This is a genomic window from Singulisphaera photorubra (assembly GCF_045290345.1).
Classification (GTDB): Bacteria; Planctomycetota; Planctomycetia; order Isosphaerales; family Isosphaeraceae; genus Singulisphaera.
On the sequence record NZ_CP155447.1, the window covers coordinates 1,164,065 to 1,188,057 of the forward strand.

Sequence of the window (23,993 nt, forward strand, 5' to 3'; positions counted from 1 at the left end):
GCGCAATGGCACTTACTTTGGTTTTCTAGTAGGTTCTTTTGCTTTCTGTTTCATGAACTTGGTTGACTTTGCTCGGCGGGGGTGTGCTTGGCGGGGGTGACTACGCCCGGGTCGGTTCGGGAGTACGGAATTGGCGGCCGATCGCAAGGCTTTTTCGTATCGCTCCAGCCACTCGGACGCCGAGCACGGGGTTCGCTGCAGGAGGTAGATCTTCATCGTCGTCCAAGTCCCTGTGAAACTCAGACGACGCGGCTTGACTCCCGCGAGCTTCGCCGCCTCGCGACGCAATTCCACCACCAAATTGTAAGCAACCACACTGCACAAGAGTTCTTTTTGAACCATCTCGTCGCTTTTTGCACGAATATTCTCGATACCCATTGAGATCTTCATGTCTCGAATGTCATGCTCGACATCGTAACGACGGCGGTAAAGTTCTCCGGCCGCTTGACTCGCGATTTCCCAGGGTTGTTACCAAATACAAGGGCTCGCCGGTTTCCAATTTCACTTCGTGAAGTTCGATCATCACGCTTGCATCGGCCGGCAGATCCGGGTTCGTTTTGTGCTCCTTCGCCGAAGGAGTCCATTTCAGGCGGTATCGCATGCCGTGGGCCGTCTGACTGATGATTTTGGCACGACGACGCATCGACTCGAAGCGGGTTTTGGTCAAGCGGAACAGGATGTCATGACCGGCAAGAACCATCGCGTGCGCGACCTGAAAGATCCCAAAGCCCGCATCCGCCATAACGATCGAACCGGTGGGGATTCTGAGACCGATCGCGGCGGCTTGGCGAGCTTCCGAGGTGTTGTTCGGGCCATACTTGGCCCCGAGTTCGGGAATCAGGGCACAGCCGCTTTGCAGCTCATGAGCGACCATCAACATCAGAATCGGCCAGACCGATTCGCCGTGCTGGTTGGTGGCCGGCGGATAGGCGTCCAGCAGCGGACTCGTGGGCGAGGCGTCATGGTCGTGCCGTCAATGAGAAGGTGCGGCGGCCCGCAAACCTGCCGGGACGACTCAATCAAGGACAGGCTGACGCGCTCGGCGAAGGCTCGGACAGTCTCCAAAGGCAAACGCTTCCGTGCATGACTGTAGGCACCAGATCGTTCGGAAAGCGTGCTTCGCGAACCCGCTTGTTTGCGGGCAGGAGATCTTTGTGGTTGGTGAGCACCTCCTTGATGACGGAAGCCATCGAGGTGCCGCCCCCGAGTCGCTGGAGCGTGAGCATCCAGAGAGTGACCAGGGTGGTGTAGACCGTGGCTGGGGAGACGTCGAGTGAATAGGCGGGGAAATCGTCCTTGGGGATGAGTCGATGGAGGAGTTCAACGGCGGAGGTCAATTCCGACTCGGTCAGCGGCGTTTGAACGGGTTCCATGGGAGATCGGTCCTGACACTTTGGCAGTCATGAGCAAATGGTCAGGATTGAAGCGCAAATATCATGCCAAAATGAGGGGGTTGCACAAAATAGAGAAAGAAAGCACCATTGAGCGATCGCGCTCGGGGAGTTGATCCAGGGCAGGGGGGTCGCCCGTGGCGCCGAGGCCCATCGCAACGAGATCGGCGGCCTGATCGACTTGCCCCACTTCGCCCCCAAAGCCAAGCGAGTCATCTTCCTCACACAGTCTGGTGGGCCTTCACAACTGGAGCTCTTCGACCAGAAGCCGGGACTCGAAAAGTGGGCCGGCAAGGAGCTGCCCGACTCGATCCGCAACGGCCAGCGGCTCACCTCGATGACGGCCTCGCAGAAGCAGCTCGTCATGCCGGCACGCGTCTCGTTCCGCCAACACGGCCAGAGCGGCGCCACCGTCGGTGAGTGGCTTCCCCATCTCGGCACGGTGGTGGACGACCTCTGCTTCATCAAGTCGATGCACACCGACCACATCAACCACGCGCCTGCCATGACGTTCCTGCTGACGGGGAACCAACTCCCCGGCCGCCCCAGCGTGGGGGCCTGGGTCAGCTACGGACTCGGTTCCACCCAGCGCAATCTCCCCGACTACATCGTGCTCGTCTCCAAGATGCAGCGGCCGAGCGACCAGCCGCTCTATGACTATTACTGGGGATCCGGCTTCCTGCCCTCGCGTCACCAGGGGGTCCGGTTCCGCAACGCCAGCGAGCCGGTGCTCTATCTCAAAGACCCCGACGGCCTGCCGCGCCCGCTGCGCCGGGGAATGCTCGACGGCCTGGCCGAGCTCAATCAGGCGAAGCAGGCCGACGCCGGAGACCCCGAGATCGCGACCCGGATCCGCCAGTACGAGATGGCGTATCGAATGCAGACCTCGGTCCCCGAGTTGGCCGACCTGTCAGGCGAGTCGGAAGAAACGTTCGAGCTCTACGGCCCCGACTCGCGCCGGCCCGGCTCCTATGCCGCAAACTGCATCCTCGCCCGCCGCCTGGCGGAACGCGGCGTCCGTTTCATCCAGCTCTTCCACCCCGACTGGGACCACCACAGCCGCCTCCCCTCCTGGTGCGTCGCCCGCTGCCGCGACACCGATCAGCCAACGGCCGCACTCATCAAAGACCTCAAGCGCAGGGGTCTCCTGGAAGACACCCTGGTCGTCTGGGGTGGCGAGTTCGGCCGCGGCGTCGTTGGCCAGGGCGACTGGCAGAGCCCGGAAGCCGGCCGCGACCACCACCCCCGCTGCTTCACCATGTGGCTCGCAGGCGCCGGCGTCAAAGCCGGTTTCACCCACGGCCAGACCGACGACTTCAGCTACAACGTGGCCAAAGACCCCGTGCACGTCCACGACCTCCAGGCCACGATCCTCCACCTCCTCGGCATCGATCACACCCAGCTCACCTTCCGCAACCAGGGGCGCGACTTCCGGCTCACCGACGTCCACGGCAATGTCACCCAAGCCATTCTCACATAATCTCCTGTAGAGTGGGCACGGCCCACCATGGAATCGGCCTGGGAATGGAAGCCGAAGTTGGTGGGCCGTGCCCACCCGGCAAAAGGGACCGCGACCACCCCAAAGTGGGGGCCGCGTTCCCCGACAAGAGACAGGACCTGCGACACACTCCTTGATATTCGGAGCTTGACAATAGCCCCGCTCCTACGCAATGATCAGTACGCAGTAGAGCGTTGGACCTCATGGAGCGTGAAACGTCATGGCCGGGCGCAAGGTCGTTGCCATTACCGAACGGCAGTTCGCCGTTCTCCGCGTGCTCTGGGAGCACGGCCCCCAGACGGTCCGTGGCTTGATGGAGCATCTACCGCGCGGCGAGAGTCAGCCTTATACCACGGTGCTCGGCCTGCTCCAGGTCATGGAGAAGGCGAAGTTGGTTGACCACGAAAAAGAGGGGCTGACCCATCGCTACCGGCCCCTTGTCTCGCAGCAGGAGGCCACGGGGAGCTTGCTCTCCGACTTCCTGTCGCGATTCTTCCACGGGTCGGCCGAGCAGTTGATCCTGGGCCTCGTGGATGCCGAGCAGTTGGGAGCGGACGAACTCCGAGCGATCGAGGCTCGACTCAAAAGCGCTGAGGAGCGAACGTCGAGCGGGCACAAGGACGAGAAAGACCAGCCCGGAGGCAAACGCGGGAGAACGAAGCGATGATGGAATTGACCGACATCTGGATTATTCCCGGGCTCGTGCTTCTGGCGGAATGGTCGTTGCGTTGGGGCCTGGTTCTCCTCGTCCTGTCGCTCTGGTTCATCCTGAGGCCACCGCGGCGCGCGGCGACCCGCCACCTGCTTTGCGTGGTGGCACTGGCGACAGGCCTGCTTCTTCCCATCTTGCCTCGCTGGCAGGTCGAGATCACTACACGACCGGCGAAGCAGGCGGTAGCCACCGCGTGGCCAACGACGACAACGCCACAACCAGAATTGTTCATTTCCAAACAACACGTTTTTCCTCAGCCAGTGGTTTTCGAGTCCCGGCCTGCGGAACGAACTCTTGGCGTCGTGAAACCTCAAAGCGAGCCCGCGTCGGAACCGATCGGCGGCTGGCGACTCGCCGCGATGGGAATGGCCGCAATCTGGGCGCTGGCCGTCTTTCTCCTCTCCGCCAGGCTGGTGGGGGGTCGGCTCCTGCTGGCCAAGCTGAATGCGCAAGCGAGGCCGTGCGGACCAACGTCCCAACAACTCCTCGTCGAGTGCCAGCGGGCCTTGGGGTTCGCCCGGCCCACGAGGCTTGCGACCCACCCCGCGACAACCTCGCCGGTGGTGATCGGCGGACGCACGTCGATCATTCTCGTCCCGCTCGACTGGGACGGGTGGCCCGAAGCCCACCGCCGCGACTGCCTGCGGCATGAGCTCACGCACCTGAAACGTCATGACGACTGGGCCAAACTCATCCAAGAACTGGTTCTTGTCCCGTTCTTCTTTCACCCGTTGGTTCGCTGGCTGCTCAAACGGCTCGACCGCGAGCGTGAGTTCCTCTGCGACGAAACCGTCGTGGCTCTCGGGGGAGACCCGGTGGCTTACGCGCGTCTGCTATTGGACCTGGCCCGGCGGCCGGGGCGGAGGTTGATCCCCACGGCCCTGTTGAGGCCCGGCTGGCTCCCCTTTTTCGACCGCGGCACGGTCGCGGCCCGCATCGAGCGACTCCTGGAGGATGACATGATGCGCTCCCTCTCTCCCCCGTCCCCCCGCCGCCTGTTCGCGATGGGAACCGTGGCCCTGGCCGCGGCACTGGGAATCAGCGGGTTGCAAGTCCGGGCCGTCGAAACGCCGGCGAAGAAGGAAAACCCACCGGACCGCGTGACAGCCCAGACCGAGCCGGCAAACGTGAAGAAGTCCCGGATGATCGAGGGCGTGATTCAAGAAAACGCTGAAGAACCCATACCCGACGCCGTGGTCGTGGTCGGCTTCACCGGCCTCGGAACTCCCAATCATCAGGTTTTCAAAACAGATAAAAACGGCCGATATTCCTACCTGGTTCCTGATCGAGCTGTCGAGGCAGTCATTTTCGCGTCCAAGGAAGGGTACGCGCCGATGACCTGGAGGAACCGATTGACCGCCGAGGAACGGGGAAAGCCGCATACGACTTGGCTTCAAAAGGCCGAACCGTTCTCAGCGACCCTGGTCGACGGTAACGGCCGCCCCATCGTCGGGGCTCACGTACAGGTCGAGAGTTTCGGTTTCAGTCTTTCAGCCATCGAGAGCCAATTCACAGGAACATATGCGATCGACGTGAACCAGGATGTCCTCGGCGGTAGTCCACTCGAGCCGCTGTTTCAGGCGACAACCGACCAGGCCGGCGCATTCACCTTGCCCGCCTCGCTCCCCAGGGCGTTGCTCAAGCTCGGCCTGACGGCGGAAGGCCGAGCGATGCGGGTCAAAGCGGAGCAGGAAACGCCGGACCTGATCCCGTTGCACATGGCCGAGGCCGGTTTCGTCACGGCGCCGGCGGGACCTCCACCACGTCTGGTGGCTATTCCCGCCGCTCGGATCGCGGGTCGCGTCACGACGACGATACCAGGGGTTCGTGTCGCCGGTCTCGCGATCAGATTCCAGAACAGTCATCCCGGCCAAGGGCCCTACCGCAGCTCCAATCACCGCAAACAAGTGACTCAAACCGACGAGGACGGTCAATTCGTGCTCGACGGCCTGGATGAGGGGCCGATCAACATCTTCGTCCATGGGGACGGCGAAGGTGAGTCTTGGACCTACCACGTCGATCGGGATGTGAGCTTGAAGCCGGGCGAGACCACCCCGTTCAACTTGGAATTGATCCGAGGGGTCGAGATCGAAGGGCAGATCTTTGGTCCATCCGGTGCCTTCCTGGTAGGTGGAGGTGACGTGCGAGTCGAGGTCTGCTGGCCATCCCGCTCCCTGAGCGGTCATGAAACCTTTGGCTTTACCCCCCAAATCGGGGGCCGTTACCACTACCGTCTGCCACCTGGTGAGACCACATTCTTCATCTCTCGCACCATGGACGGCCGCAGAACTCTGGAAAAGACCGACACAACCCGAGCCACCGTCACGATCCCCGAAGGCGTGCTCCACTATGCTGTGCCGCCCCTGGAAATCGTCCCGCCTCCCAGGACCAACAGGGAGAAGGTCGTCAACAACCAGAAGTCACCGGTCGCAAGCGCAACGGTCATCGGCAGCGGCGCGGCAGCCGCCGGGGACGAACTGGCCGGGGTCGTCACCGACGTTGAAGGCAAACCTCTCGAGGGAGTCGAGGCCCACGCCTGGTACTGGACGACCGGACGGGTGACGCGAACCGATCAGGCGGGTCGGTTCCGGTTCACGGGAATGCCTACGACCCGCCTGGTTCCGGTCCGGTTCCACAAGGAAGGCTACGGAGTCAGGCTTCAATGGATGGGGAGGGACGCCCGGCAAACCGACTTGACGGTTGTCCTGGGCAACACCACCTACTTCGAGGGCAGGGTGCTCAAACCCGATGGGTCACCCGCCTCCGAGGTTGATCTCCACGCAAGCGTTTCGGCTCCTGCCATCCTATTCGCACAAGGTCTGAATCAACACGATCCCGACATGATCAAAACAAGGAGCGGCAAAGACGGGCGGTATCGCCTCTACGTCGAGCCGGGAGAGTACGACCTCGAGGTGCGCTCGCCCGGCGTGGGGGTGGCGCGGATCTTGGAGCAAGAGATCGCCGCGAACCAAGCTCTCGAGCGAGACATTCCACTGGTGCCGGCCGTCACGTTCGTGGCGCGCACGGTCGACCGCGAGACAGGTCAGCCCCTGGCTGGCGTCACACTCACTCACGGGCCGAAGCCTGGGATCGAAGGAACGTCCGATGCCGACGGCCGCATCGAGTTCCGCGACATCCCGCCCGGCAGCTATCCCCGGTTCGAGGTCAAGGCCAGGGGCTACGCCCGGTGGTGGTCCGAGGCCTGCCTGAGCGAGCGAAATCGCTTCCTGAAGCCTTGGGAGAACGGGTTTCAGCGCAACTTCGACACCTTGGACTTCGAGGTCGCACCCGGCAGCAATGACGTAACGATCGAGCTCGAACGCGGGGCGACGGTCCGGGGCCGTGTGCTCGACCCGGACGGCAAGCCCGTCGCCGGCGCCACTGTGGCGCCGGCCTTGACCGGCACGGGAAACTCGCTGACCGGCGACGGCCGGTTCAGTGTCATCACCGACGAATCAGGCCGCTTCACCGTGCTCTTGCCCGCCAGCGGCGATCGCGACTACAACCTCATCGCACACGACGGCCAGCCGGGCCAAGGGCGCACCTGGGCCAACGGCGTACTCCCTCCGTTTCGCACCAAGCCGGGGGAGGAGATCCACGACCTGGAACTCCGTTTGACTCGCCCTGCCACCGTCCGCGGCCGCGTGACCAATCTCGAGGGCAAACCCGTGGCGGATCGTGAGGTCCGGGCCATCGCGGCGGACGGACTCGAAAATCACCAGTACGATCCGATCACCAGAACCGACAAGGAGGGCCGCTACGAATTAAAGTCGATTCGCGGCGGCAAGCAATGGATCAAGGTCGCGTTGTCCTGGCTCCCTCGCGCGAAGCGCCCGAAGGGCCACGACAAGAAGTGAATCTCGAGCCCGGCGAGTCGAAAGCCGCCTTGAACTTCCAGATCGCGGAGCCAAGCCGCAACAACTGAGAACCAAGGGGTTCGTGGAACACGATCTTGACCGTGGTGGCCAGTTGCCGCTCCTAGGGCCGCGACGTGTTGGAATTTCTCACGCAAATCATCACGGCCCACTAAAATGGGTCTCAGAAACCATCGATCCTTGGTGATGGGGCGTGAACGGTTACGAATGCGACACCAGGGGCAAGTCACCAAGGCAACGAAGGACGACAGGAGATATTCTGAGAGCATGATTATCGTCGCCGCCTTTTACCATTTTTTTGATTTCACCGATTACGAAGCCTTTCGCCTGCCCCTTCTCGACGAGATGAAACGCCTGCAGATCAAGGGATCGCTCCTCCTTGCGGCCGAGGGCATCAACGGTACGCTCTCGGGTGATCGTGCATCGATTGATCAATATCTCGGTCATCTGAAACAGCATGTCACAAAGGGTGAATTTGAACACAAGGAAAGCCTGTGTGACCGCCAGCCGTTCCAGCGCGCGAAAGTGCGGCTGAAGAAGGAGATCATCTCGCTGGGCCAGCCCACCTCACTGGCAAAAACCGGGCACTTTGTCGAGCCCGAGGATTGGAATGCATTCATTGCCAATCCCGAAACGGTCATGATCGACGCCCGCAATGCCTATGAGGTGCATCTCGGCAGCTTCGAACGCGCCATCGATCCCAAGACCAAATCCTTCAAGGAACTGCCCGACTTCGTGCAGAAAACCCTCGATCCGGCGCAGCATAAATCGATCGCCGTCTTCTGCACCGGCGGCATACGATGCGAGAAATTCTCGGCATGGCTGCTGGAACAGGGATTCGAAGATGTCTATCAGCTCAAGGGAGGCATCCTGAAATATCTAGAGCGAATCCCAGAAGCCGAAAGCAAATGGCAGGGCGAATGCTACGTGTTCGACGAGCGCGTCGCGGTCGGTCTTGGCGTGACCCCTTCCGCAACGGCCAGCATGTGCCAAGCATGTGGCCATGCCCTGACAGAAGCCGATCGCCAACACTCCGAGTTTGTCCCAATGGTGCAATGTCCATTCTGCGTCGAGGCCTAATCATACTGACCCCGCTCATACGGCTGAGGGTTGGCTCGACCTGGGCTCAAGGTGAGTGGTGGTCTGGGCCACAACGACATTGGCTCCTATCTTTATCCACCAAGGGGTGCTTGGCTGCAAAGTGACGACGAAGTTCGGCTTGCAAGGCGGATTTTGACGATCAGCGTTTGGGAACATGCGTGCCGCATTCACGGCAGGAGACGGCGCCCAGGTGAACGGGACGGCCGCAGCCCGGGCAGACGCGGAGGCCGGCCTCGGCCTTGATCGCTGGAGTGGCGGACTTGGCGAGATGGCCGCGAGCCCATTTCTCCAGGATCGCCATGTCGGCGGCGTCGAGTTCGGCCGTCTGCGCCTCGGGGTGAGAGGTCGCCAGGGCCGGGTTCGATGACGGCGAAGGGACGGGGACGATCTTGCCGCAGTCGGGACACTTTCCCGCCGGCGGGTGCGATCCCTCCTCGTCCACCCGAACCTTGAGACGCCGCCCGCACGGGCAGGCGAATCGAATGAATCCGTCCCCTCCAGGCGTACCGGGAGCGATCCGGCGGACCCGGATCTTCGCCGCGCACTTGGGGCAGACGATCCGGTCGGATCCGTCTTCGGGAACGTCCAGTATATGGCCGCAACGGCAGGTCGCCTTCATGACGCCTTTCCGAATCTTTTCGCTTCGCTGGATTTCAGGCCGCTGGGCCAAGGGGACTCGTAAACGATCGGGTCGGCGTGGACCGACCTTACTTCATCGCCGCGGGTTTCAGCAGGAGTTCCACGGGAATCAAGGCGTTGAGACTCCCGGACCGGAACCCTTCGAGGTCGAGAGTGACGTACTTGAACCCGAGGGCGCGGAATGCTGGCACGAGCTCCGCGCGTGTTTGGGGATCGGCCAGTCGGGCAAGGTCTTCCAAGGGGACCTCGATCCGCGCCATGTCTCCCTTGTGGTAGCGGACCCGGAGCATCCGCAAGCCGCGCTGGCGGAGCCACTGCTCGGCCTGGTCGATCATGCGAACGCGCTCGGGCGTCACGGACTCGCCATAGGCGACTCGGCTCGACAGGCAAGGGGTCGCCGGCTTGTCCCAGGTGGGCAGGTCCCACCCCTTGGCCAACGCCCGGACATCGGCCTTGCCGAGCCCGCATTCCTGGAGTGGGTGGCGAACCGCGTTCTCGGACGCGGCACGCATCCCAGGGCGGTGGTCTCCCGAGTCATCGGTGTTGGCCCCGGAGGCGATCACATCCACCCCAAGCTCACCGAGCAGGCCCGAGAGCCGGCCGTAGAGCTCGCTCTTGCAGAAGTAGCAGCGGTCGGTGCTGTTCTGCACGTAGCTCGGGTTGGCGAACTCCTCGGTCCGAATCACCCGATGCCGGATCCCGATCCGCCGGGCGAGTTCTTCAGCCTCCTCGAGCTCCCCTTCGGCCAGACTGTCGGAGACCGCCGTTACGGCCACCGCCATCTCTCCCAGGGCAACCTGGGCGGCCTGGGCAACGACCGTGCTATCAACGCCGCCCGAAAAGGCGACAGCAACCCGCCCGTAGCCCTTCAGGGTCGCGAGCAGCCCGTCGCGGCGGGCGATCAATTCAGGGTCGTTCCACGTGCTCAAGGCACACCTCCATCCAGGCGCAGGCACTCGATTCCGCTCGTCCCCGATTATAGTAGGGCCGCCCCCCCCGCCTCAAGCCAAGAGCGGCCGCCCCAGAGAATAAGCGTTGGAAACCGAGCGGCAGGATCGAGATGGTCGTCGCCGCCTGGAACCGGAGGCATCCGGCAATCGCCTGTTCTTCAAGCCTGGGCACAAAAGTCTGACAAGGGGCCCCGAGGCTCCTCCCGGCGAACACAGGGACGGGGTCGAGTCGCCCCTTCGCCAGGCGGCATCACCCAAAACATTCTTGTGGCATTGATTATTGCGGGCGACAAGCCCACCGCTAATAATCAAGAGTCCGCTTGAGGAGGCCCGAGAGGCATCCACACATTCAAGCGACACGTTTATTCATGCGTTTTAGAGCCAGCGAGCAGGTTCCCGTTCTGAGAGGGAGCCTGGCATCACCGTTCGCTCCGCAAACGATCGGGAGGTGGAAGCATGAATCCCACACGGTCCCGAACAGCAAAGGCGGCCCATAGCCATAAGGGGAGGGGATCGCCGCGCATTCAACCCCCGAAGTCGCTGAGCCTCGCCCAGAAATCGGTCCTCTTGAATCTCGGGATCGTTGTGACGGCTCTGCCGGTCCTCTCCTACGGGGGTGACCCGAGGGCCGTTCTGCCGACGCTGGCGATCCTGGCCGCCATCAGCGTCTTGATCTGGACGGCCACCTTCGCCACGTCCTCATTCATCTCCGTCTCGAAAATCTTCGAGGCGCAACGGACCCCGCCCCAGCGCGACCCTCGAACGGAATTCGGGGTTGTCGACGAGTGGATGGACGGCCCCCTCTGAACGCCTGCAGGCGAAGCCTCGCGGTCTGAAACAGGGGGGGGCTCGGCCCAAGAGCCTTGCCCCCGAAAACCCACGATCACCCGCCAGGTCAGTCGACGGTAAGCCGATCCGGCGACACGCCGCAGGCCTGCTGGATCTTCTGACAGGTCGCAGGGGCCCCGAACTCGACCCAGCTATCGTCGCCCAACAGGTCACGACGCGCGGCCTGGATGGCGTTCTTGATCGCGAAATAGGCGGAATTGCCGAGCGAGAGGCAGGGCTCACTCGCCGACTTCGACGAGTAGACCGCCAGCAATCGAGCCCGCTCCTGCTCGCTCCAGCGTTCGGAGGTCGACGGCGTCAGCGTGACCCGCAGGTCGAGGGGAATCGACTTGGTGCACGGTGGCTTGTAGTTCCAGATGTTGTCCGTCTCGAGCCGCCCTTCCTCGTCGTAGCGAATCTCCTCGGTAGTGACGAAGCCGAGGCCTTGCACGTAGCCCCCTTCAATCTGTCCGATGTCGATCGCCGGGTTGAGGGACCGGCCGGCGTCGTACCGGATGTCCGCACGCAAGACCGTGGATTCACCCGTGAGGACGTCGATCTCAACCTCAGACACCGAGAACGCATAGGTGAAGTAGGCGAAGAAACGCCCCTTGGGAAAGTGGTCCTTCGCCTCATCGTGGTGGGGAGCCTTGTAGAGCTCGACCGCGCTCAGGTTGACGCGACCGAGCCAGGCCTTGCTCACGATCTCGGGCCAGAGCCGCTGCCAATCTCCGCGCCAGTTCTCGATCCGGGCGGGCGACCCGGCGTCTTCCTGCTCCTGACAGAACTGTTCGATCCGCTGCCGCAACGCCCGGCAAGCCAGGGCCACCGCGCCCCCGTTCAAGTCGAAGCCGGTCGAGGCGGCCGTAGGGGGGGCGTTGGCGATCGTGTCGGTGCTATTGCCGGCGACCCGGATCGACTCCAGGGGGAGGTTGAGCTCGCCCGCGGCCACCTGGGCGATCTTGGTGTGGAGCCCTTGCCCCATCTCCACGCCGCCGTGCGTGACCAGCACCGACCCGTCCAGGCGGTTGACGGTCACCAGGGCGGTGGATGTGTTCATCGCGGGGAGTTGTTTGAACCCGATCCCGTACTTGAGCGGGACCATGGAAATCCCCCGCTTCCGCCAGCGGTTGGTGCGGTTGAACTCATCGACCTGCTCGGCTCGGGCCGCGAATTCACTGCTCGCGTAGAGCTGGTCCCACTGCTCCCGCAGGTCGCAGTACCAGAGCGGTTGGCCGAAGTGGGTGGTGTCGGCGTCGACCATCCCAGGGTCGGAGCGGTAGAGGTTCCGGCGTCTGAGCTCCTCGGCCCTGACCTTTCGTCCTTGCTGTCTGCTGAGCTCGTGGGCCGCGTGTTCCACGGCTTCCTCGAGTGCCAGGTGGGGCTGCACCTGACCGAACGTACGCATCGCCGTGTTGCTGGCCTTGTTCGTACGGTAGACCGTGCCCGAGGCGCGAAAGGTGGGGATCTGGTAGCAGCCGTCGGCCATCATCACGCTCCCCTTGATCACGGCGAAGGAGCAGTCGTTGGTATCCCCCCCCTCGGAGTGCAGGTTGAGCCGAGCGTTGAGGAACTGGCCCTCGTCGTTGACGGCGAGGTGATAGTCGCCGCGGTACGGGTGCCGCTTCCCGACCATGTGCATGTCGGTCTGCCGGTCGTGGACGATGCGGACCGGTCTGCGCAGCTTGTGAGCGGCCACGGCCGCGGCCGCGCCGATGAAGCAGGCTCGGTTCTGCTTGCCCCCGAACCCGCCTCCAATCTGGCCCACTCGCACGTTGATCTGGTTGATCTGAACCCCCAAGACGCGGGCAATGGAGGCCTGGTCGCCGTTGGGGTTCTGGGTGGAGGCGATGACGGTCATTTCATCGTAACTGCCGGGAATCGCCAGGGCATTGAATGTCTCGAGATAAAAGTGAGCCTGAGCCCCCGTGGTCATGGTCCCCGAGACGACGTGGGCTCCCGGCACCGGCCTTGAGGGGTCGGCCACCCAGGCCTTGTCGCTTCCGTCCCGTACCACGTCGACGAACGGGGCATGGATCGCCCCCTCGGGGTTGTGAGGCATGACGGCGCCGGCCGCAATCGCCCCTTCGAGCGTCGTGATCGCGGGAAGGTCCTCGTACTTCAGGCACTCGTGCCGGATGTACTCGGCGGCCCGTTTCGCGGTCGCCCGATCCCGCGCCACGGCCAGGCAGACGGGAGCGCCGATGTGGGTGACGATACCAGGGCTGTAGACCGGATCGTCGAAGCCCAGTCCGATCAAGTTGTTACCACCGGGAGGGATGTCGTCGGCCGTGACGATCGCCGAGAACCCCGGGAATTTCCGCTTCAGCAGATCCTGGAGCGCGTCGCGCCCCTCGGCCGGGCCGGAGAAGCGAAAGTGGGCGTGGGGCCGGTCGCTCATGACCATCACCCCGTGGCAGCCCCCTTCGGGCATCCGCTCGTCGAGCGGATAGATCGCCTCGCCGGTCGCCTGGGCAAAGGCCATCCGCTTGGCGATCGACCGGGGGGGCGGCCCAGCGTCCGCCTGGATCTCGCAGATCTGTTGGCCGGTCGAAACAGGACGCACCGGATGGTCGGCCGCCGACTGGTTGGTCGAGGCAATGGCGCCCGCGGAGACGCGGTCCGCGACGTGGAGGAAGAACTTGTAGAAGAAGCTCTCGACAAGCTGCTCGCGGTACTCCTCGGTGAAGCCTTCCTCCTCCATCGGAACAATCTGCTCGCGGCATTCAGCTCGGAGGACCGCCAACGCTTCACGGAGCGTGGCATCATCCCATGGCTTACCCGCAAGCGCCTGTTCGGTCTTGGGCATCCGGCTGTTGAGCGGTGCCACGCCCCCGTAGACGACGCGGACCTCGCCGGGGACCGCTCGTCCGCGATCGTCTACTCGGCACGAGAAACCGGCGTTGATGATCGCGTGCGCCATCTGGGGCCGCCGAGCCACCCGATAGGTCTGCACATATTCGTCACGACGGCCGAATGGGACGTGGAACGATTCCAGCAAGGCATCGGCGGGAAGTTCCTCGGCCACGGGCATGGCGAGCAACGGGAAGGTCACTCGGCCCTCCTGATATTCGGCCGACCGGATCGTCACCGTTGCGCCGAGCGTGGCCAGAAGGGTCATCATGTCGGAGGCGAACGGAATCCCTTCTCGCGTGTGGCTCGTGGCGACGAAGATATTGCCGCCAATGCTGCCGGCGTTGCGAACCTGGATGCCGGCCACGTACTGGCCATGCCGGACAAGTTCCCGGAGCCCCGCCGTCTCCGCGGCGTCCCGTTCAACGATCTGGGCACTGGCCGCGTCGAGCAGTCGCTGGATCGAAACGGCCGCCCCCACGCGAAGTCCATCGGACTCGACGGCGATCCCCTGGAGTTCCCCCACCTGCGAGAGGTCGATCAGGACGCGCGGCTTCTCCTGGGGATAGAGCGCACCTGCCGTGCTGCCCACAACGACCCGCACGTTCGTGCGGCCGATCTCGGCGGTGAGCAGCCGCTTCAGTTCCATGGCGTCAGCCAACGCGGTGGGACGGATCCAGTGCAAGCCACGCGCCGAGTAGTGGAGCCGGGCGGCCTCCCCCGGGGCGGGGAGTTCCGTGAGGGAAACGGGCACGGGCGAGGTGCGGACCTGGAGTGGAAAGCAGGGGTCGGCCTCGCATTTCAGGCACGGGTCGAGCGCGGGGTCATAGTCGCTGGCGAAGGTCCGCATGGCGGACAGGATCGGCCGGTAGCCGGTACAGCGGCAGAGGTTCCCGCCGAAAAGATTTTCGATCGCTTGCTCGGTCGGTTGGTCGTGGGCCCGCAGGAACGAATGCATGTTCATCACGAACCCGGGAGTGCAATAACCGCACTGGCTCCCGTTGCCGATCGCAATCCGATGCTGGACCGGATCGAGCCCGTCGTGAACGTTGCCGATCCCCTCGACAGTCGTCACATGCGTTCCAGCCAGGGCGGCGAGCGGGCGTAAGCAGGCGTTGATCGCTTCGTGCCGATCCCCTTCGGGCGTCCGCCGCGAGACCATGACCGTGCAGGCCCCGCAGCCGCCCTGAGCGCAGCCGATCTTCGTGCCGGTCAGGCCGATCTCACGCAGATAATCGGCGAGCAGAACCGTGGGGTCGGGATTGTGGAGAACCATCCGCTCGCCGTTCAGCCAGAAGACGAGTTCCGGAGAGTAACCCTGAAGCCGGTCGGCCACCGCGGGACACTCTGGGACGATTCTCTCGGAGTCCGACATCGACTTGCTCCCTTGACCACGCGCCTGCGATCCCGAAGGCCTACCATGCTACTGAGTTTAGAACATGGAAGGACGAAAACCTGAATTCGCAGATAGATTATGCAAGCAATATACGACTCGCCTAATTATTCGATCTTTCTCGAACCTCAAGAGGAACGGCGACCGCGTTCGAGGGGAGGAACTCGAACGCGATTGATCCTCAATAAGCACTCGATCGGATGCCTGCGAATCGCCCGCTCAATCCATTCCCGAATGGCGGTCGCCCCGTCCCCTGTTCGCGAACAGCGCCCGTGGCCTTATGGGGACGGGAGCATACTCTCGACCTGACGACGCCATTGCGGATACTCCGTCTCAACGAGTGCGAGCGGCCACGAGCCATACCAGGCGGTGCCCGTTCGGCGCTCGCGTTCAATCTCGGCCAAGGCGTACTACTTGATCCTGTCGCGGCCGGCGAAGACAGGGCGGCTGGAACCGATCTCGTAGTGGCGGCCCCAGAGGGGCCGGGCCTTCGGGTTGGTGACAGCATGATCATGGCGTCGACTCCTGGGTTGGGACGCCGGCGAGTGCGGCCACAACGCGTGCGAGCCATTCGGATTCTGGAGAGAAGTCGAAGCGGAGTCGAATCTGGTAGGTCAACTCGAGTTCGATGCCACGGCGGAGGCAGAAAAGTGGGACATGAGATTATCACCAACTGCCGATAATCCTATGCCCTCCCTTTCTGCCCCTCCCGGCGTAAGCTAGAGTTGGCCGCCGGCCGAGTCGGGAATATCTGGCTCGGGCTTGGCCGGTTCCAAGGCTTCTCGTTCGATCTCTGCGTGCCGAAATTGGCTCCCCTCAAACCAATAGCAGTTCACTTTTGCCTGCCCGGGACTGATGAAGCCAGCCGTCATTCTCGGGCCGCCTGTCTTCAGCTGCACGATGTCGCCTGACTGAATCGACATGACCGCCTCCCTTGAGTCCGGTGGGATGATCGTAATGGGGTGACCGCGATCTCAGACGATGCCCGGTCTGGGCCTGAGCCGACGAGATTTGCGTACACGCCACACTCGGCCGGGCACCTCCGCCAGTTCCCAGGGCGTCTCGCGTTCGACGGCCGCGAGGACTTTGCTCTGAGGTTTGGCGGACTTGGCCACGATCGCGACTCCGAGAGCGCCGAGAGATTGCCGTGCAGACGGCCAATCGCCTACTCCGCCCGCTCCAGATCCACCGTCACCCGGCACCCCAAGGCATGCGCAAACGCCGCCAGGGTCGAGTAGGTGGGGTTCGGCACCTTGCCGTTCTCAATCTTCGACAGAGTGGCCCGGTCGATCCCGGTCTTCTCTTGGAGGTCGCTCAGGCTCAACCCGGACCGCTCCCGCTCGACCTTGAAGGACGCGGCCAATCCCGCGATGGCCTCATCGGCCTCGATCGGGGGAAACTCCTTGCGGACCTCGGCGCGGTACTCCGGGGTCTTGTGCTTGGCCTTGATCGCCTCGACGGCCGCTCGTTGCTCGGGAGTCATCTTGGCCAACGCTTCGCGGCTTCGCTTGGTCTCCATGATCTCGACCTCTCTGGCCCGGTCACCCGGGCGGTTCGACCTCGTGGGGATACGGCCGGTCGTCCAGTGCTCCGCGAGACGCCGACGTCGTGACCGGAGTCGTACAGGACTTCCTCGACCTCGTCAACCGTCAGGTCCGCCGCAGCGATATACTGGACTTTGCCGCCCATGTCGTCCGCGTCGTCCCAGTCGATGTAGTCAATGTCGAGCATTTCAGTTCCTCAGTTGGCTCCCGCTCCGCATTCTACTGTTGAGCTATACGCCAACAACAACGACATGTAAACCGCTAGAGACAACAGATTTTCTGGGCACACGAAAAAACCCGGCAAGAGGCCGGGTTGTGGGCATGGAACTGGCGAGGGCTGCGTCTGATTTACGCGTTAGCGAAGAAAAGGGGGGGGGCATAGCGATTATCGACAGTTGTCGATAATCGCTATGCCCCCTTTCTGCCCCCTATCCCATTTTCTGGCCCCGCATAGAAAGGCCCCGCCAGCCCGCGATCATTCGGAACGACGGGGCTTTGATGGTCGTGGTCGACGGCTCGACTGGACAACTTGCCAGGGCTCGGCTCGTCAGGCGACCACAGCCATGCGACGACGCTTCCAGGCGAAGCCCAGGCCTATAGGAAGGGTAGTAAGTGCCAGGGCGAGGGCTGAGGGTTCGGGCACGGGGACAGGCTGGCCGTCGGGGGTCAGAAGGAAATACTCTTGCTGTCCATCTCGAACCCCTCTAGCGATGATTTGACCTAGCTCATCGATGCCGACCGCGCCCGTCAAATAAATCCCGAGATTCTGTGCGATGTAGTTGTTCAGGTTGTCGAGGACCGATGCGTCGAGGCTCTTTGTGGGATTCGCCGGATCATAACCATGGGGCATACCGGTCACATCCGAAAACGCCGCATAGGTTTGGTATACGTTGAGCGGGTCGCTCAGCAAATGGAGCTGGCTTGAACCAACAACCTGCCCGTGTGTGTTGATGTCGTTGACCGGGTTAGAGCCGGCGGCTAATATATAGCCCCACGCAGAATTCGATGGTTGAAAGACCGGTGTTACCACGGGGTTGCTTAGGACTCCGTCCTCCCTAAGGTCAGCATTGAAGTAGTATCCCGTTTTGTAAGAACCACTTTGAAACCTGTAGTTTGTTGAATTCCCGGGATGATCGACGTCAGGGACATCTTCATAGATATAGGTTATTGTCGATTTTTCGTATTTGTATCGACTCCCATCCTCGCCTTGGACAGAGCTAACCTGAACCAGGGCTGAATCGCCAAGCATAAGAGCATACGTGCCACCCAAGTTGGTCACAGTGTATGTGGGGGCAGCTTGGGCATCCACTGCCGACTCTACCATCCCTACGAAAGTTAGTGCACAAAAGGCCAAGCGGAAGAACTGAGGACTCATCGTAGCCATCCTTGGATGAATGCTTAAGCTCAATCGAGGAGGGGGGCGTGGAACTATAGCTCGATCCGTTCTCGGTCGTCAAGACGAGTGTGGAATCAACAACTTTTTCCTCTGTCACACTCCGCAAGCCACTAAAATACCAAGCTTTACAGCATCAATAAAACCATCAAGCAAACGCAGCTTCATGCAAGCGAACTATAGAAGCCGAGAAGAAATATGCCTTTAAAGCCGCCCGCTAACGCCTCGGCCTACCATTGATTGGACATCGATTTCTGACGCGACACAGTGATCATCCATCCACCAAGCAATAGTAGTCAGGCACTTCAGGGACGAGGGTTGGGCAATTTAGTAAAAATGGCGATGAACGTTGAACTCGCCAACGTCTCCAGACATCCTGCCTTACCCTCTTTAGGTACATGGCCGCCGACCAGGCTACTCCCGATTCTCAGGCCGTTTGGCGGTAGGGAGGCGCTTTGATGCCCAGATTCTCGATCTTGCGGCTGATGGCCCTCGTGTTGATCATCGCGGTCGGCATCGCCCCTGCGATGGCCGACGCGTTCACATTCGCCGTCGTGACGTTGACAGCGACGACCGTCGGCGCGTTGCTATCTCGGGGTTCGACGCGGGCATTCTTCCTGGGATGTACACTGTTCGGCTGGGCCGCCATGGTATTGGCATTCGGGGCAGGGCCGAACATCCGCCACGCACTTCCGACAACTCGTCACATCATCCGGATCTACGACGCCATCAACGGCCCCGGGCCAAAGGTGTTCAAGTCGCCGGAGGAAGCTCATCGTAGGGTGATCCAGGTGGTCGTTGACGTGAACAGAGCCATCACAGTCGGCCACTCGCTAATCTCACTGGCCTTGGCCTTGGCTGGCGGAACCATCATGTGGCTGATCGCCAACCGGCGGAAGAACGGAATTGCGAGTTCGTGAAGGAATTGGTCTCCTTGCACCACGTAAGGCGACCACCTGAAGCTCGGAGATCCTGGGATCTTGGTACGCGTCTCTGTGTACACGGCCCGAGGCCGGGGGCCGGGTGTTCTCGGATAGCGTTAAGCAGGACCGCGACGAGCGATGATCGCGGCACTCCGCGAGCACCGGGCGAGCGTATGGCCGATCCCGGCTCCCGAGGAAGTTTGACGACCGGTCACGGGGTGGGGAAAAGCTCATTCAGTGACACGATATGTATTGCGAACGGGCCGCTCTTGATTGCGTGATAGAACTTCTCGTCGACGGTCACCACCTGACATTGCAGGTGGATGGCCAGCGCGAGATAGAGGCAGTCGTAAACCGAGCGGCGGGTTCCCACGGCCAGGGCGAACGTGGCATCGAGCAAGTCGGCGGTGGCGTGGGTGACGAGCGGAGCGACCCCGATAGCGTCCAGGATGGCTTGCCCTTCCTCGGGTTCGATCTCGCTCCGCGTGACGACTCGCTTCCAGACTGCACTGGCGATCTCGACGGCGAAGTGGGCCGGAACGTGGCGGTGAAACGCATCATCCAAGAGTAACAAGGCTTGATTGGAATGGATCTCGGGGAGATACCATTTCACGCCCACGCTGGCGTCCACGACGACGTTCCTTACGGCGGTCCGCGTTTCCAATCCGAGAGGGATCGACGGCAGGTTTTTGCGGTAATACGATTCGTCGGCTTGTCCTGGAGTGAGACTCATTGGTAACGATCCTCTCGGATCAATTCACTGCTATCCGAGAGGATCCGCCCGCCGCGTCCGATGCGTTCCCGAATCTTGTCGGCCTGGGCACGGGCTTCCGCGACGGAAACCATCTTGGCGGCGGCGGTGACGATGGTCCGCAATTCGGCCTCGAGTGAGCGATGGTTGGCGGCGGCCTTCGCCTTCAAGAGCGTGACGGTTTCTTCGTCAATATCGCGGATCAAAAGTTGCGCCATGGCGGTCTCTCCCTGCTGGTCTGCTATGCCCCGAGGATGAAACGAGGAGATACTAACAATATGATAGCAGATCGGGGCGGGCCGGGAACAGGGGAAAGGTAAGGACTCGGATTAGGCTTCTGTCATGGTTCGCAGGGGGCAGGGCAGGGGAGCGCTCTGGTTCCAGGGCGGTGGTTCGCTGGCTCGATTCGATCTTGGCGAGGGGACCAGCCGACGCCGTTCGCTCTAAGTCCGGTGATCACTCGCTCTTCTCGCGACGAAAAAAAAGGGGAGGGGGGCATAGCGATTATCAACAGTTGTCGACAATCGCTATGTCCCCCGTTCTGCCCGCGACTTGACGACACCCTTGCGGACACTCCGTCTCAACGAGTCTGAGCGGCCACGAGCCATAACAGGCGGTGCCCGTTCGGCGCTCGCGTTCGATCTCGGCCAAGGCGTACTTCTTGATCCCGTCGCGGCCCGCGAAGACAGGCCGGTTGGAACCGATCTCGAAATGGCGGGCCCAGGGGGGCCGGGCCTTCGGGTCGGTGACAGCATGATCATGGCGTCGACTCCTGGGGTGGGACGCCGTCGAGTGCGGACACAACGCATGCGAGCCATCCGGGCTCTGGAGGGGAGTCGAATCTGGTGGGTCAACTCGAGCTCGATGCCACGGCGAGAGGAGGGACTCTCGTGGCGCGGCAGCGTGTCGAGTTTGAGGGGGACGAACAGGGGCGACTCCAAGTGTGGGGGCGAATGCCGAACGGCCCGTCGACGTTTCCAGGCGTGGAAGGAGGCCGAGGTGACACATTCGCGAACACAGTAGGCGGAGATCGTCAGGCCGCTCTGGGATTAGTGCAAGAGGCGTTGCCGCCAGGCGAGTTCGAGACCGGGATCTTTGGAAGGTGCCATGGGGTGGTTCCTGGGTTGGTGAAATAGGACCAACTCAGCAGGATAGCGATGCTGACAAGTATGGATTTACCGAGCGCTTACTGATCGGTTAGGCTGGCCCTAGATTTTCGGACTCACCGTTTTTTTTGGAGATAGACCGATGAATGCGCGACGAGCGATGGCCGGACTAGTCGTTGCGATCTGCGCCGTCGTGATGGCTGCCCGCGCGACCGCCGTAGGGGAGGCGGACGAGTTGGAGGGCCTGAAGCAGGCCAAGGCGGAAGTTGCCCGTAAGTATCTCGCGGGGGTCGAGGAGGTAATTATGGATCCGGCCGGCGACAAGGCCCGCCTGCCCAAAGATATCGCCGAGCTTGCCGACTGGTCCAAGCGCTCCATGGAGTCGCAACTCGACCTCAGCGATGCACCTGGCGAACGCGACGCAGTGATCAAGGCTCACGTCGATCGGCTGGAGAAGTGGCTCGAGATTATGAGGCGACTCCAAAAGGCGGATAATTTGGACACTCCTCGCTAATCCCGACAGCCTCGGCCCATTTTTCAGGCGACTCGAGGCCTCGGAACAGTTTTGGGCGATCCTCGCTCCAGTTCGATTGGAGGCGCCTCGTCCAGCCAGCGGCTTCGTGTCGCCTTCTCACGCTCCCAGTAACGGTCCAGTAGCAAAACCATGAACCGCACGATCGTCCGCCGACTCCGCCATTTGTAGCGGGCCTTCTCCTCATGGCGGAGCTTGCGATTGATCCGTTCCACATGATTGTTCGTCCGCATCCGTCGACACGCTGCGCTCCCCAAGAACGCGATCATCTTGGCGAACTTCTCCGGCCCGAGTTTCTTCACGGCCTTCGCCAATTCGGGCACCGCGAGGAAGTCGCGGTTCGTTGTCAGCCTTCGGTGTCGCCGCCAGGCCGTCGCTTCGCTCTGGTTCTCCGCGAACAACCTTTGCAAGTCGTCCACAAACTGTCGCAACGGTCTCAACTCCGGCAGGTCGTTGAGCATCGTGTTCAGATCAATCCGCTCCTGGCGGCTCATCTGATCCCGCCGCCGAACGATCAGGAAACGATGCTTGAAGATAAACGTCGACTTCTCCTTCTGGGTTGAACGGTGTCGCGGCTTGCGGCTCCCCGAGGGCCTCCCACGCCGCCGTTTCCGGCCCCGGTTCCCGCGTCGAGACAGTCCCCGCCGCAGCCGCCGCAACGCGTCCAGGACCAGTTTGTGCAGATCCTTGAGGACATGAAAAACGCACAACTGATGGCGTGCCGCCGGCCATAGCTCGGCCAATACCGCCGGGTAGATGTCCGAACCGTCGGTCACCACCACCTCAGGCTCCAATCCCCAGGTCTTGAGGTTGTTGAGGAACCGCCGCATGTGATCTTTGTCGTTGCTGGCGACCAGGGCGAAGGCGACGGCCAGGTCGTTCAGGGGGTCGGTCGCCAGCAGCAGAGCGTAACGACCGAGATGGAGTTCATCGACGCAAAGCGTCCCGCGAAAATGCTCGAGTACCCAGCGACGATGCTCGGCCATGTCGAGACGCTCCGCCTGATGGAGGAGACAGTCGTAGACGAAACCGTCGGACAGGTCCAAGAGGAAGTCGCGATGCATGGATTGAATGACGCGTTCGACGCTCATGCCATCCTCGAGGATCCGGTCGAGGACGGCTTGGCGGACCTTATTGTCGTAACGGGCCTTGGATTCCACGCTCGTGGGCATGGTCCGAAACGTGGAACAACAGTGGCAGCGGGCGCGATACTCGCCGTAGGTGACGTCGAGGTAGACGACCTGATGGTAGGCGATCGAACGGATCTGGCGATTCAAGACATCCTTTCGCCGCCCCAACTTGCCACACGTGGGACAAGGAGCTTTCTTGGGGCAGCACGAGATCGGTATCGTGAGAGTTGGGGGCCTTCGGGTCTCCATGGCCTGCGTGCTCCAGAAGGATTGGCTTTGTCTCCATCCTTCAGCACGCAGGCTGTAACTCTTGCTGTCAAGATAAGTTGAATCGGCTCAGAAAACTGTCGGGATTAGCGAGGAGTGTCATAATTTGTGGCTCACGGGGAATGACGTTGCGAGCATGGAGTACAAAGTCTTGGATGCGAAAGTGTACCGGATCAAGAGCCAGCGCGGGGCCAAGCCATAATGGCGACCCTTTATTCAAGTGTCATGTTGTCAACCTGGAGCGGGTCCCATGATCGCCGACATCCTCGATTCGGCCGCCGATGACCTCTCTGAGGCAAAGGCGAAGATCGACGCCACCCGAAGGGCGAAAACGGGACGCTCCCAATTCTTGACGCGATACACATACGCACGTCAACCCATTTATGCATTACGCTACACAATACCCCACACTATCTAAACAACGGCAATACTGACAAATACTCCCAATAGTGCCAACGGCGGCACCCGGCGAGAGCTAGAGTTGGCCGCCGACCGAGTCGGGAATATCTGGCTCGGGCTTGGCCGGTTCCAAGGCTTCTCGTTCGATCTCTGCGTGCCGAAATTGGCTCCCCTCAAACCAATAGCAGTTCACTTTTGCCTGCCCGGGACTGATGAAGCCAGCCGTCATCCTCGGGCCGCCTGTCTTCAGCTGCACGATGTCGCCTGACTGAATCGACATGACCGCCTCCCTTGAGTCCGGTGGGATGATCGTAATGGGGTGACCGCGATCTCAGACGATGCCCGGTCTGGGCCTGGGCCGATGGGATTTGCGTAGACGCCACACTCGGCCGGGCACCCCAAGGCACGTGCAAACGCCGCCAGGGTCGAGTAGGTGGGGTTCGGCACCTTGCCGTTCTCAATCTTGGACAGAGTGGCCCGGTCGATCCCGGTCTTCGCTTGGAGGTCGGTCAGGCTCAACCCGCACCGCTCCGGTTCGACCTTGAAGGACGCGGGTAAGCGCACGCTCCTCCCAGCCTTGCACGCCGACAACGGTTCCCGTCGAGAGACAAGTTGCCTTGGCACCTGGGCGGGTAATCACGAGCCAGTCGTCTTCCTGACCTGACCCTCAACTCGCTCGCTTTGTCACGTGCCCCCACCGGCCCGTTC

Annotated in this window: 23 protein-coding genes and 1 pseudogene; 7 read left to right on the forward strand and 17 right to left on the reverse strand. The window is 62.1% G+C overall.

Going from position 1 to position 23,993, the window contains the following annotated elements; genetic code table 11:
• Window positions 1-12: 12 nt before the first annotated feature.
• The 3 genes from V5E97_RS04370 to V5E97_RS04380 all read right to left on the reverse strand — a co-directional run bounded on the left by V5E97_RS04370 (window position 13) and on the right by V5E97_RS04380 (window position 1,373).
• Window positions 13-390, reverse strand: coding sequence for a hypothetical protein (locus V5E97_RS04370; protein ID WP_406698064.1), 378 nt, complete (start codon window positions 388-390; stop codon window positions 13-15).
• Window positions 391-400: 10 nt separating this feature from the next.
• Window positions 401-742, reverse strand: a complete 342-nt coding sequence (locus V5E97_RS04375; RefSeq protein ID WP_406698065.1) for a hypothetical protein — start codon at window positions 740-742, stop codon at window positions 401-403.
• Between the two features lie 277 nt (window positions 743-1,019).
• A complete protein-coding gene (locus V5E97_RS04380) occupies window positions 1,020-1,373 on the reverse strand; it encodes a hypothetical protein (protein WP_406698066.1) in 354 nt (117 codons plus the stop codon).
• Window positions 1,374-1,503: 130 nt separating this feature from the next.
• Between V5E97_RS04380 and V5E97_RS04385 the strand changes: the two genes are divergently transcribed.
• The 4 genes from V5E97_RS04385 to trhO all read left to right on the forward strand — a co-directional run bounded on the left by V5E97_RS04385 (window position 1,504) and on the right by trhO (window position 8,556).
• The gene (locus V5E97_RS04385) at window positions 1,504-2,871 is read left to right on the forward strand and encodes a DUF1501 domain-containing protein (protein ID WP_406698067.1); all 1,368 of its coding nucleotides are present in this window, start codon (window positions 1,504-1,506) and stop codon (window positions 2,869-2,871) included.
• A gap of 238 nt (window positions 2,872-3,109) precedes the next feature.
• Window positions 3,110-3,556 (forward strand): BlaI/MecI/CopY family transcriptional regulator, encoded by a 447-nt coding sequence (locus V5E97_RS04390; RefSeq protein WP_406698068.1) that lies wholly within the window; start codon window positions 3,110-3,112, stop codon window positions 3,554-3,556.
• Window positions 3,553-7,458, forward strand: coding sequence for a M56 family metallopeptidase (locus V5E97_RS04395; protein WP_406698069.1), 3,906 nt, complete (start codon window positions 3,553-3,555; stop codon window positions 7,456-7,458). The genes V5E97_RS04390 and V5E97_RS04395 overlap by 4 nt, the downstream gene beginning before the upstream one ends.
• Before the next feature lie 285 nt (window positions 7,459-7,743).
• A complete protein-coding gene (trhO, locus tag V5E97_RS04400; protein WP_406698070.1) occupies window positions 7,744-8,556 on the forward strand; it encodes an oxygen-dependent tRNA uridine(34) hydroxylase TrhO in 813 nt (270 codons plus the stop codon).
• A 160-nt stretch (window positions 8,557-8,716) separates the two neighbouring features.
• Here trhO and V5E97_RS04405 read toward each other — a convergent pair whose 3' ends face one another.
• Window positions 8,717-9,196, reverse strand: coding sequence for a hypothetical protein (locus V5E97_RS04405; RefSeq protein ID WP_406698071.1), 480 nt, complete (start codon window positions 9,194-9,196; stop codon window positions 8,717-8,719).
• A gap of 88 nt (window positions 9,197-9,284) precedes the next feature.
• Window positions 9,285-10,145, reverse strand: a complete 861-nt coding sequence (larE, locus tag V5E97_RS04410) for an ATP-dependent sacrificial sulfur transferase LarE (RefSeq protein WP_406698073.1) — start codon at window positions 10,143-10,145, stop codon at window positions 9,285-9,287.
• Between the two features lie 477 nt (window positions 10,146-10,622).
• On the opposite strand from larE, the gene V5E97_RS04415 reads away from it, so the two are divergent.
• The gene (locus tag V5E97_RS04415) at window positions 10,623-10,973 is read left to right on the forward strand and encodes a hypothetical protein (RefSeq protein ID WP_406698074.1); all 351 of its coding nucleotides are present in this window, start codon (window positions 10,623-10,625) and stop codon (window positions 10,971-10,973) included.
• A gap of 88 nt (window positions 10,974-11,061) precedes the next feature.
• Here the strand turns inward: V5E97_RS04415 and V5E97_RS04420 are convergent, their stop codons facing one another.
• The 5 genes from V5E97_RS04420 to V5E97_RS04440 all read right to left on the reverse strand — a co-directional run bounded on the left by V5E97_RS04420 (window position 11,062) and on the right by V5E97_RS04440 (window position 18,159).
• Entirely contained in the window at window positions 11,062-15,222 is a 4,161-nt protein-coding gene (locus V5E97_RS04420) for a molybdopterin cofactor-binding domain-containing protein (protein ID WP_406698075.1), read from the reverse strand.
• A 737-nt stretch (window positions 15,223-15,959) separates the two neighbouring features.
• Window positions 15,960-16,163, reverse strand: a complete 204-nt coding sequence (locus V5E97_RS04425; protein ID WP_406698077.1) for a YodC family protein — start codon at window positions 16,161-16,163, stop codon at window positions 15,960-15,962.
• A 242-nt stretch (window positions 16,164-16,405) separates the two neighbouring features.
• Window positions 16,406-16,759 carry a helix-turn-helix domain-containing protein gene (locus tag V5E97_RS04430; protein WP_406698078.1) on the reverse strand — a complete coding sequence of 118 codons (354 nt, stop codon included), beginning with the start codon at window positions 16,757-16,759 and terminating at the stop codon, window positions 16,406-16,408.
• Window positions 16,720-16,971 carry a hypothetical protein gene (locus V5E97_RS04435; protein WP_406698079.1) on the reverse strand — a complete coding sequence of 84 codons (252 nt, stop codon included), beginning with the start codon at window positions 16,969-16,971 and terminating at the stop codon, window positions 16,720-16,722. The genes V5E97_RS04430 and V5E97_RS04435 overlap by 40 nt, the downstream gene beginning before the upstream one ends.
• Window positions 16,972-17,331: 360 nt before the next feature.
• Entirely contained in the window at window positions 17,332-18,159 is an 828-nt protein-coding gene (locus V5E97_RS04440; RefSeq protein ID WP_406698080.1) for a PEP-CTERM sorting domain-containing protein, read from the reverse strand.
• 476 nt (window positions 18,160-18,635) lie between these two features.
• Between V5E97_RS04440 and V5E97_RS04445 the strand changes: the two genes are divergently transcribed.
• On the forward strand, window positions 18,636-19,097 hold the full coding sequence (locus V5E97_RS04445; RefSeq protein ID WP_406698081.1) for a hypothetical protein: 462 nt from the start codon (window positions 18,636-18,638) through the stop codon (window positions 19,095-19,097).
• 214 nt (window positions 19,098-19,311) lie between these two features.
• On the opposite strand, the gene V5E97_RS04450 is transcribed toward V5E97_RS04445, so the two are convergent.
• The 4 genes and pseudogenes from V5E97_RS04450 to V5E97_RS04465 all read right to left on the reverse strand — a co-directional run.
• Window positions 19,312-19,833, reverse strand: a complete 522-nt coding sequence (locus tag V5E97_RS04450; protein WP_406698082.1) for a type II toxin-antitoxin system VapC family toxin — start codon at window positions 19,831-19,833, stop codon at window positions 19,312-19,314.
• The gene (locus tag V5E97_RS04455; protein WP_406698083.1) at window positions 19,830-20,069 is read right to left on the reverse strand and encodes a FitA-like ribbon-helix-helix domain-containing protein; all 240 of its coding nucleotides are present in this window, start codon (window positions 20,067-20,069) and stop codon (window positions 19,830-19,832) included. The genes V5E97_RS04450 and V5E97_RS04455 overlap by 4 nt, the downstream gene beginning before the upstream one ends.
• A 289-nt stretch (window positions 20,070-20,358) precedes the next feature.
• A complete protein-coding gene (locus tag V5E97_RS04460) occupies window positions 20,359-20,655 on the reverse strand; it encodes a pectate lyase (RefSeq protein WP_406698084.1) in 297 nt (98 codons plus the stop codon).
• Between the two features lie 89 nt (window positions 20,656-20,744).
• Window positions 20,745-20,888: pseudogene (locus V5E97_RS04465) on the reverse strand (IS66 family insertion sequence element accessory protein TnpA); the annotation flags it as partial.
• 211 nt (window positions 20,889-21,099) lie between these two features.
• Here V5E97_RS04465 and V5E97_RS04470 point away from each other — a divergent pair.
• Window positions 21,100-21,471 (forward strand): hypothetical protein, encoded by a 372-nt coding sequence (locus V5E97_RS04470; protein ID WP_406698085.1) that lies wholly within the window; start codon window positions 21,100-21,102, stop codon window positions 21,469-21,471.
• Window positions 21,472-21,494: 23 nt separating this feature from the next.
• Here V5E97_RS04470 and V5E97_RS04475 read toward each other — a convergent pair whose 3' ends face one another.
• From V5E97_RS04475 to V5E97_RS04485, 3 genes are all read right to left on the reverse strand, one after another.
• Window positions 21,495-22,766, reverse strand: coding sequence for a transposase (locus V5E97_RS04475; RefSeq protein ID WP_406697977.1), 1,272 nt, complete (start codon window positions 22,764-22,766; stop codon window positions 21,495-21,497).
• A 595-nt stretch (window positions 22,767-23,361) separates the two neighbouring features.
• Window positions 23,362-23,565 carry a YodC family protein gene (locus V5E97_RS04480; RefSeq protein WP_406698086.1) on the reverse strand — a complete coding sequence of 68 codons (204 nt, stop codon included), beginning with the start codon at window positions 23,563-23,565 and terminating at the stop codon, window positions 23,362-23,364.
• A complete protein-coding gene (locus V5E97_RS04485; RefSeq protein ID WP_406698087.1) occupies window positions 23,532-23,909 on the reverse strand; it encodes a helix-turn-helix domain-containing protein in 378 nt (125 codons plus the stop codon). Before V5E97_RS04485 ends, V5E97_RS04480 begins: the two co-directional genes overlap by 34 nt.
• Window positions 23,910-23,993: the final 84 nt, after the last annotated feature.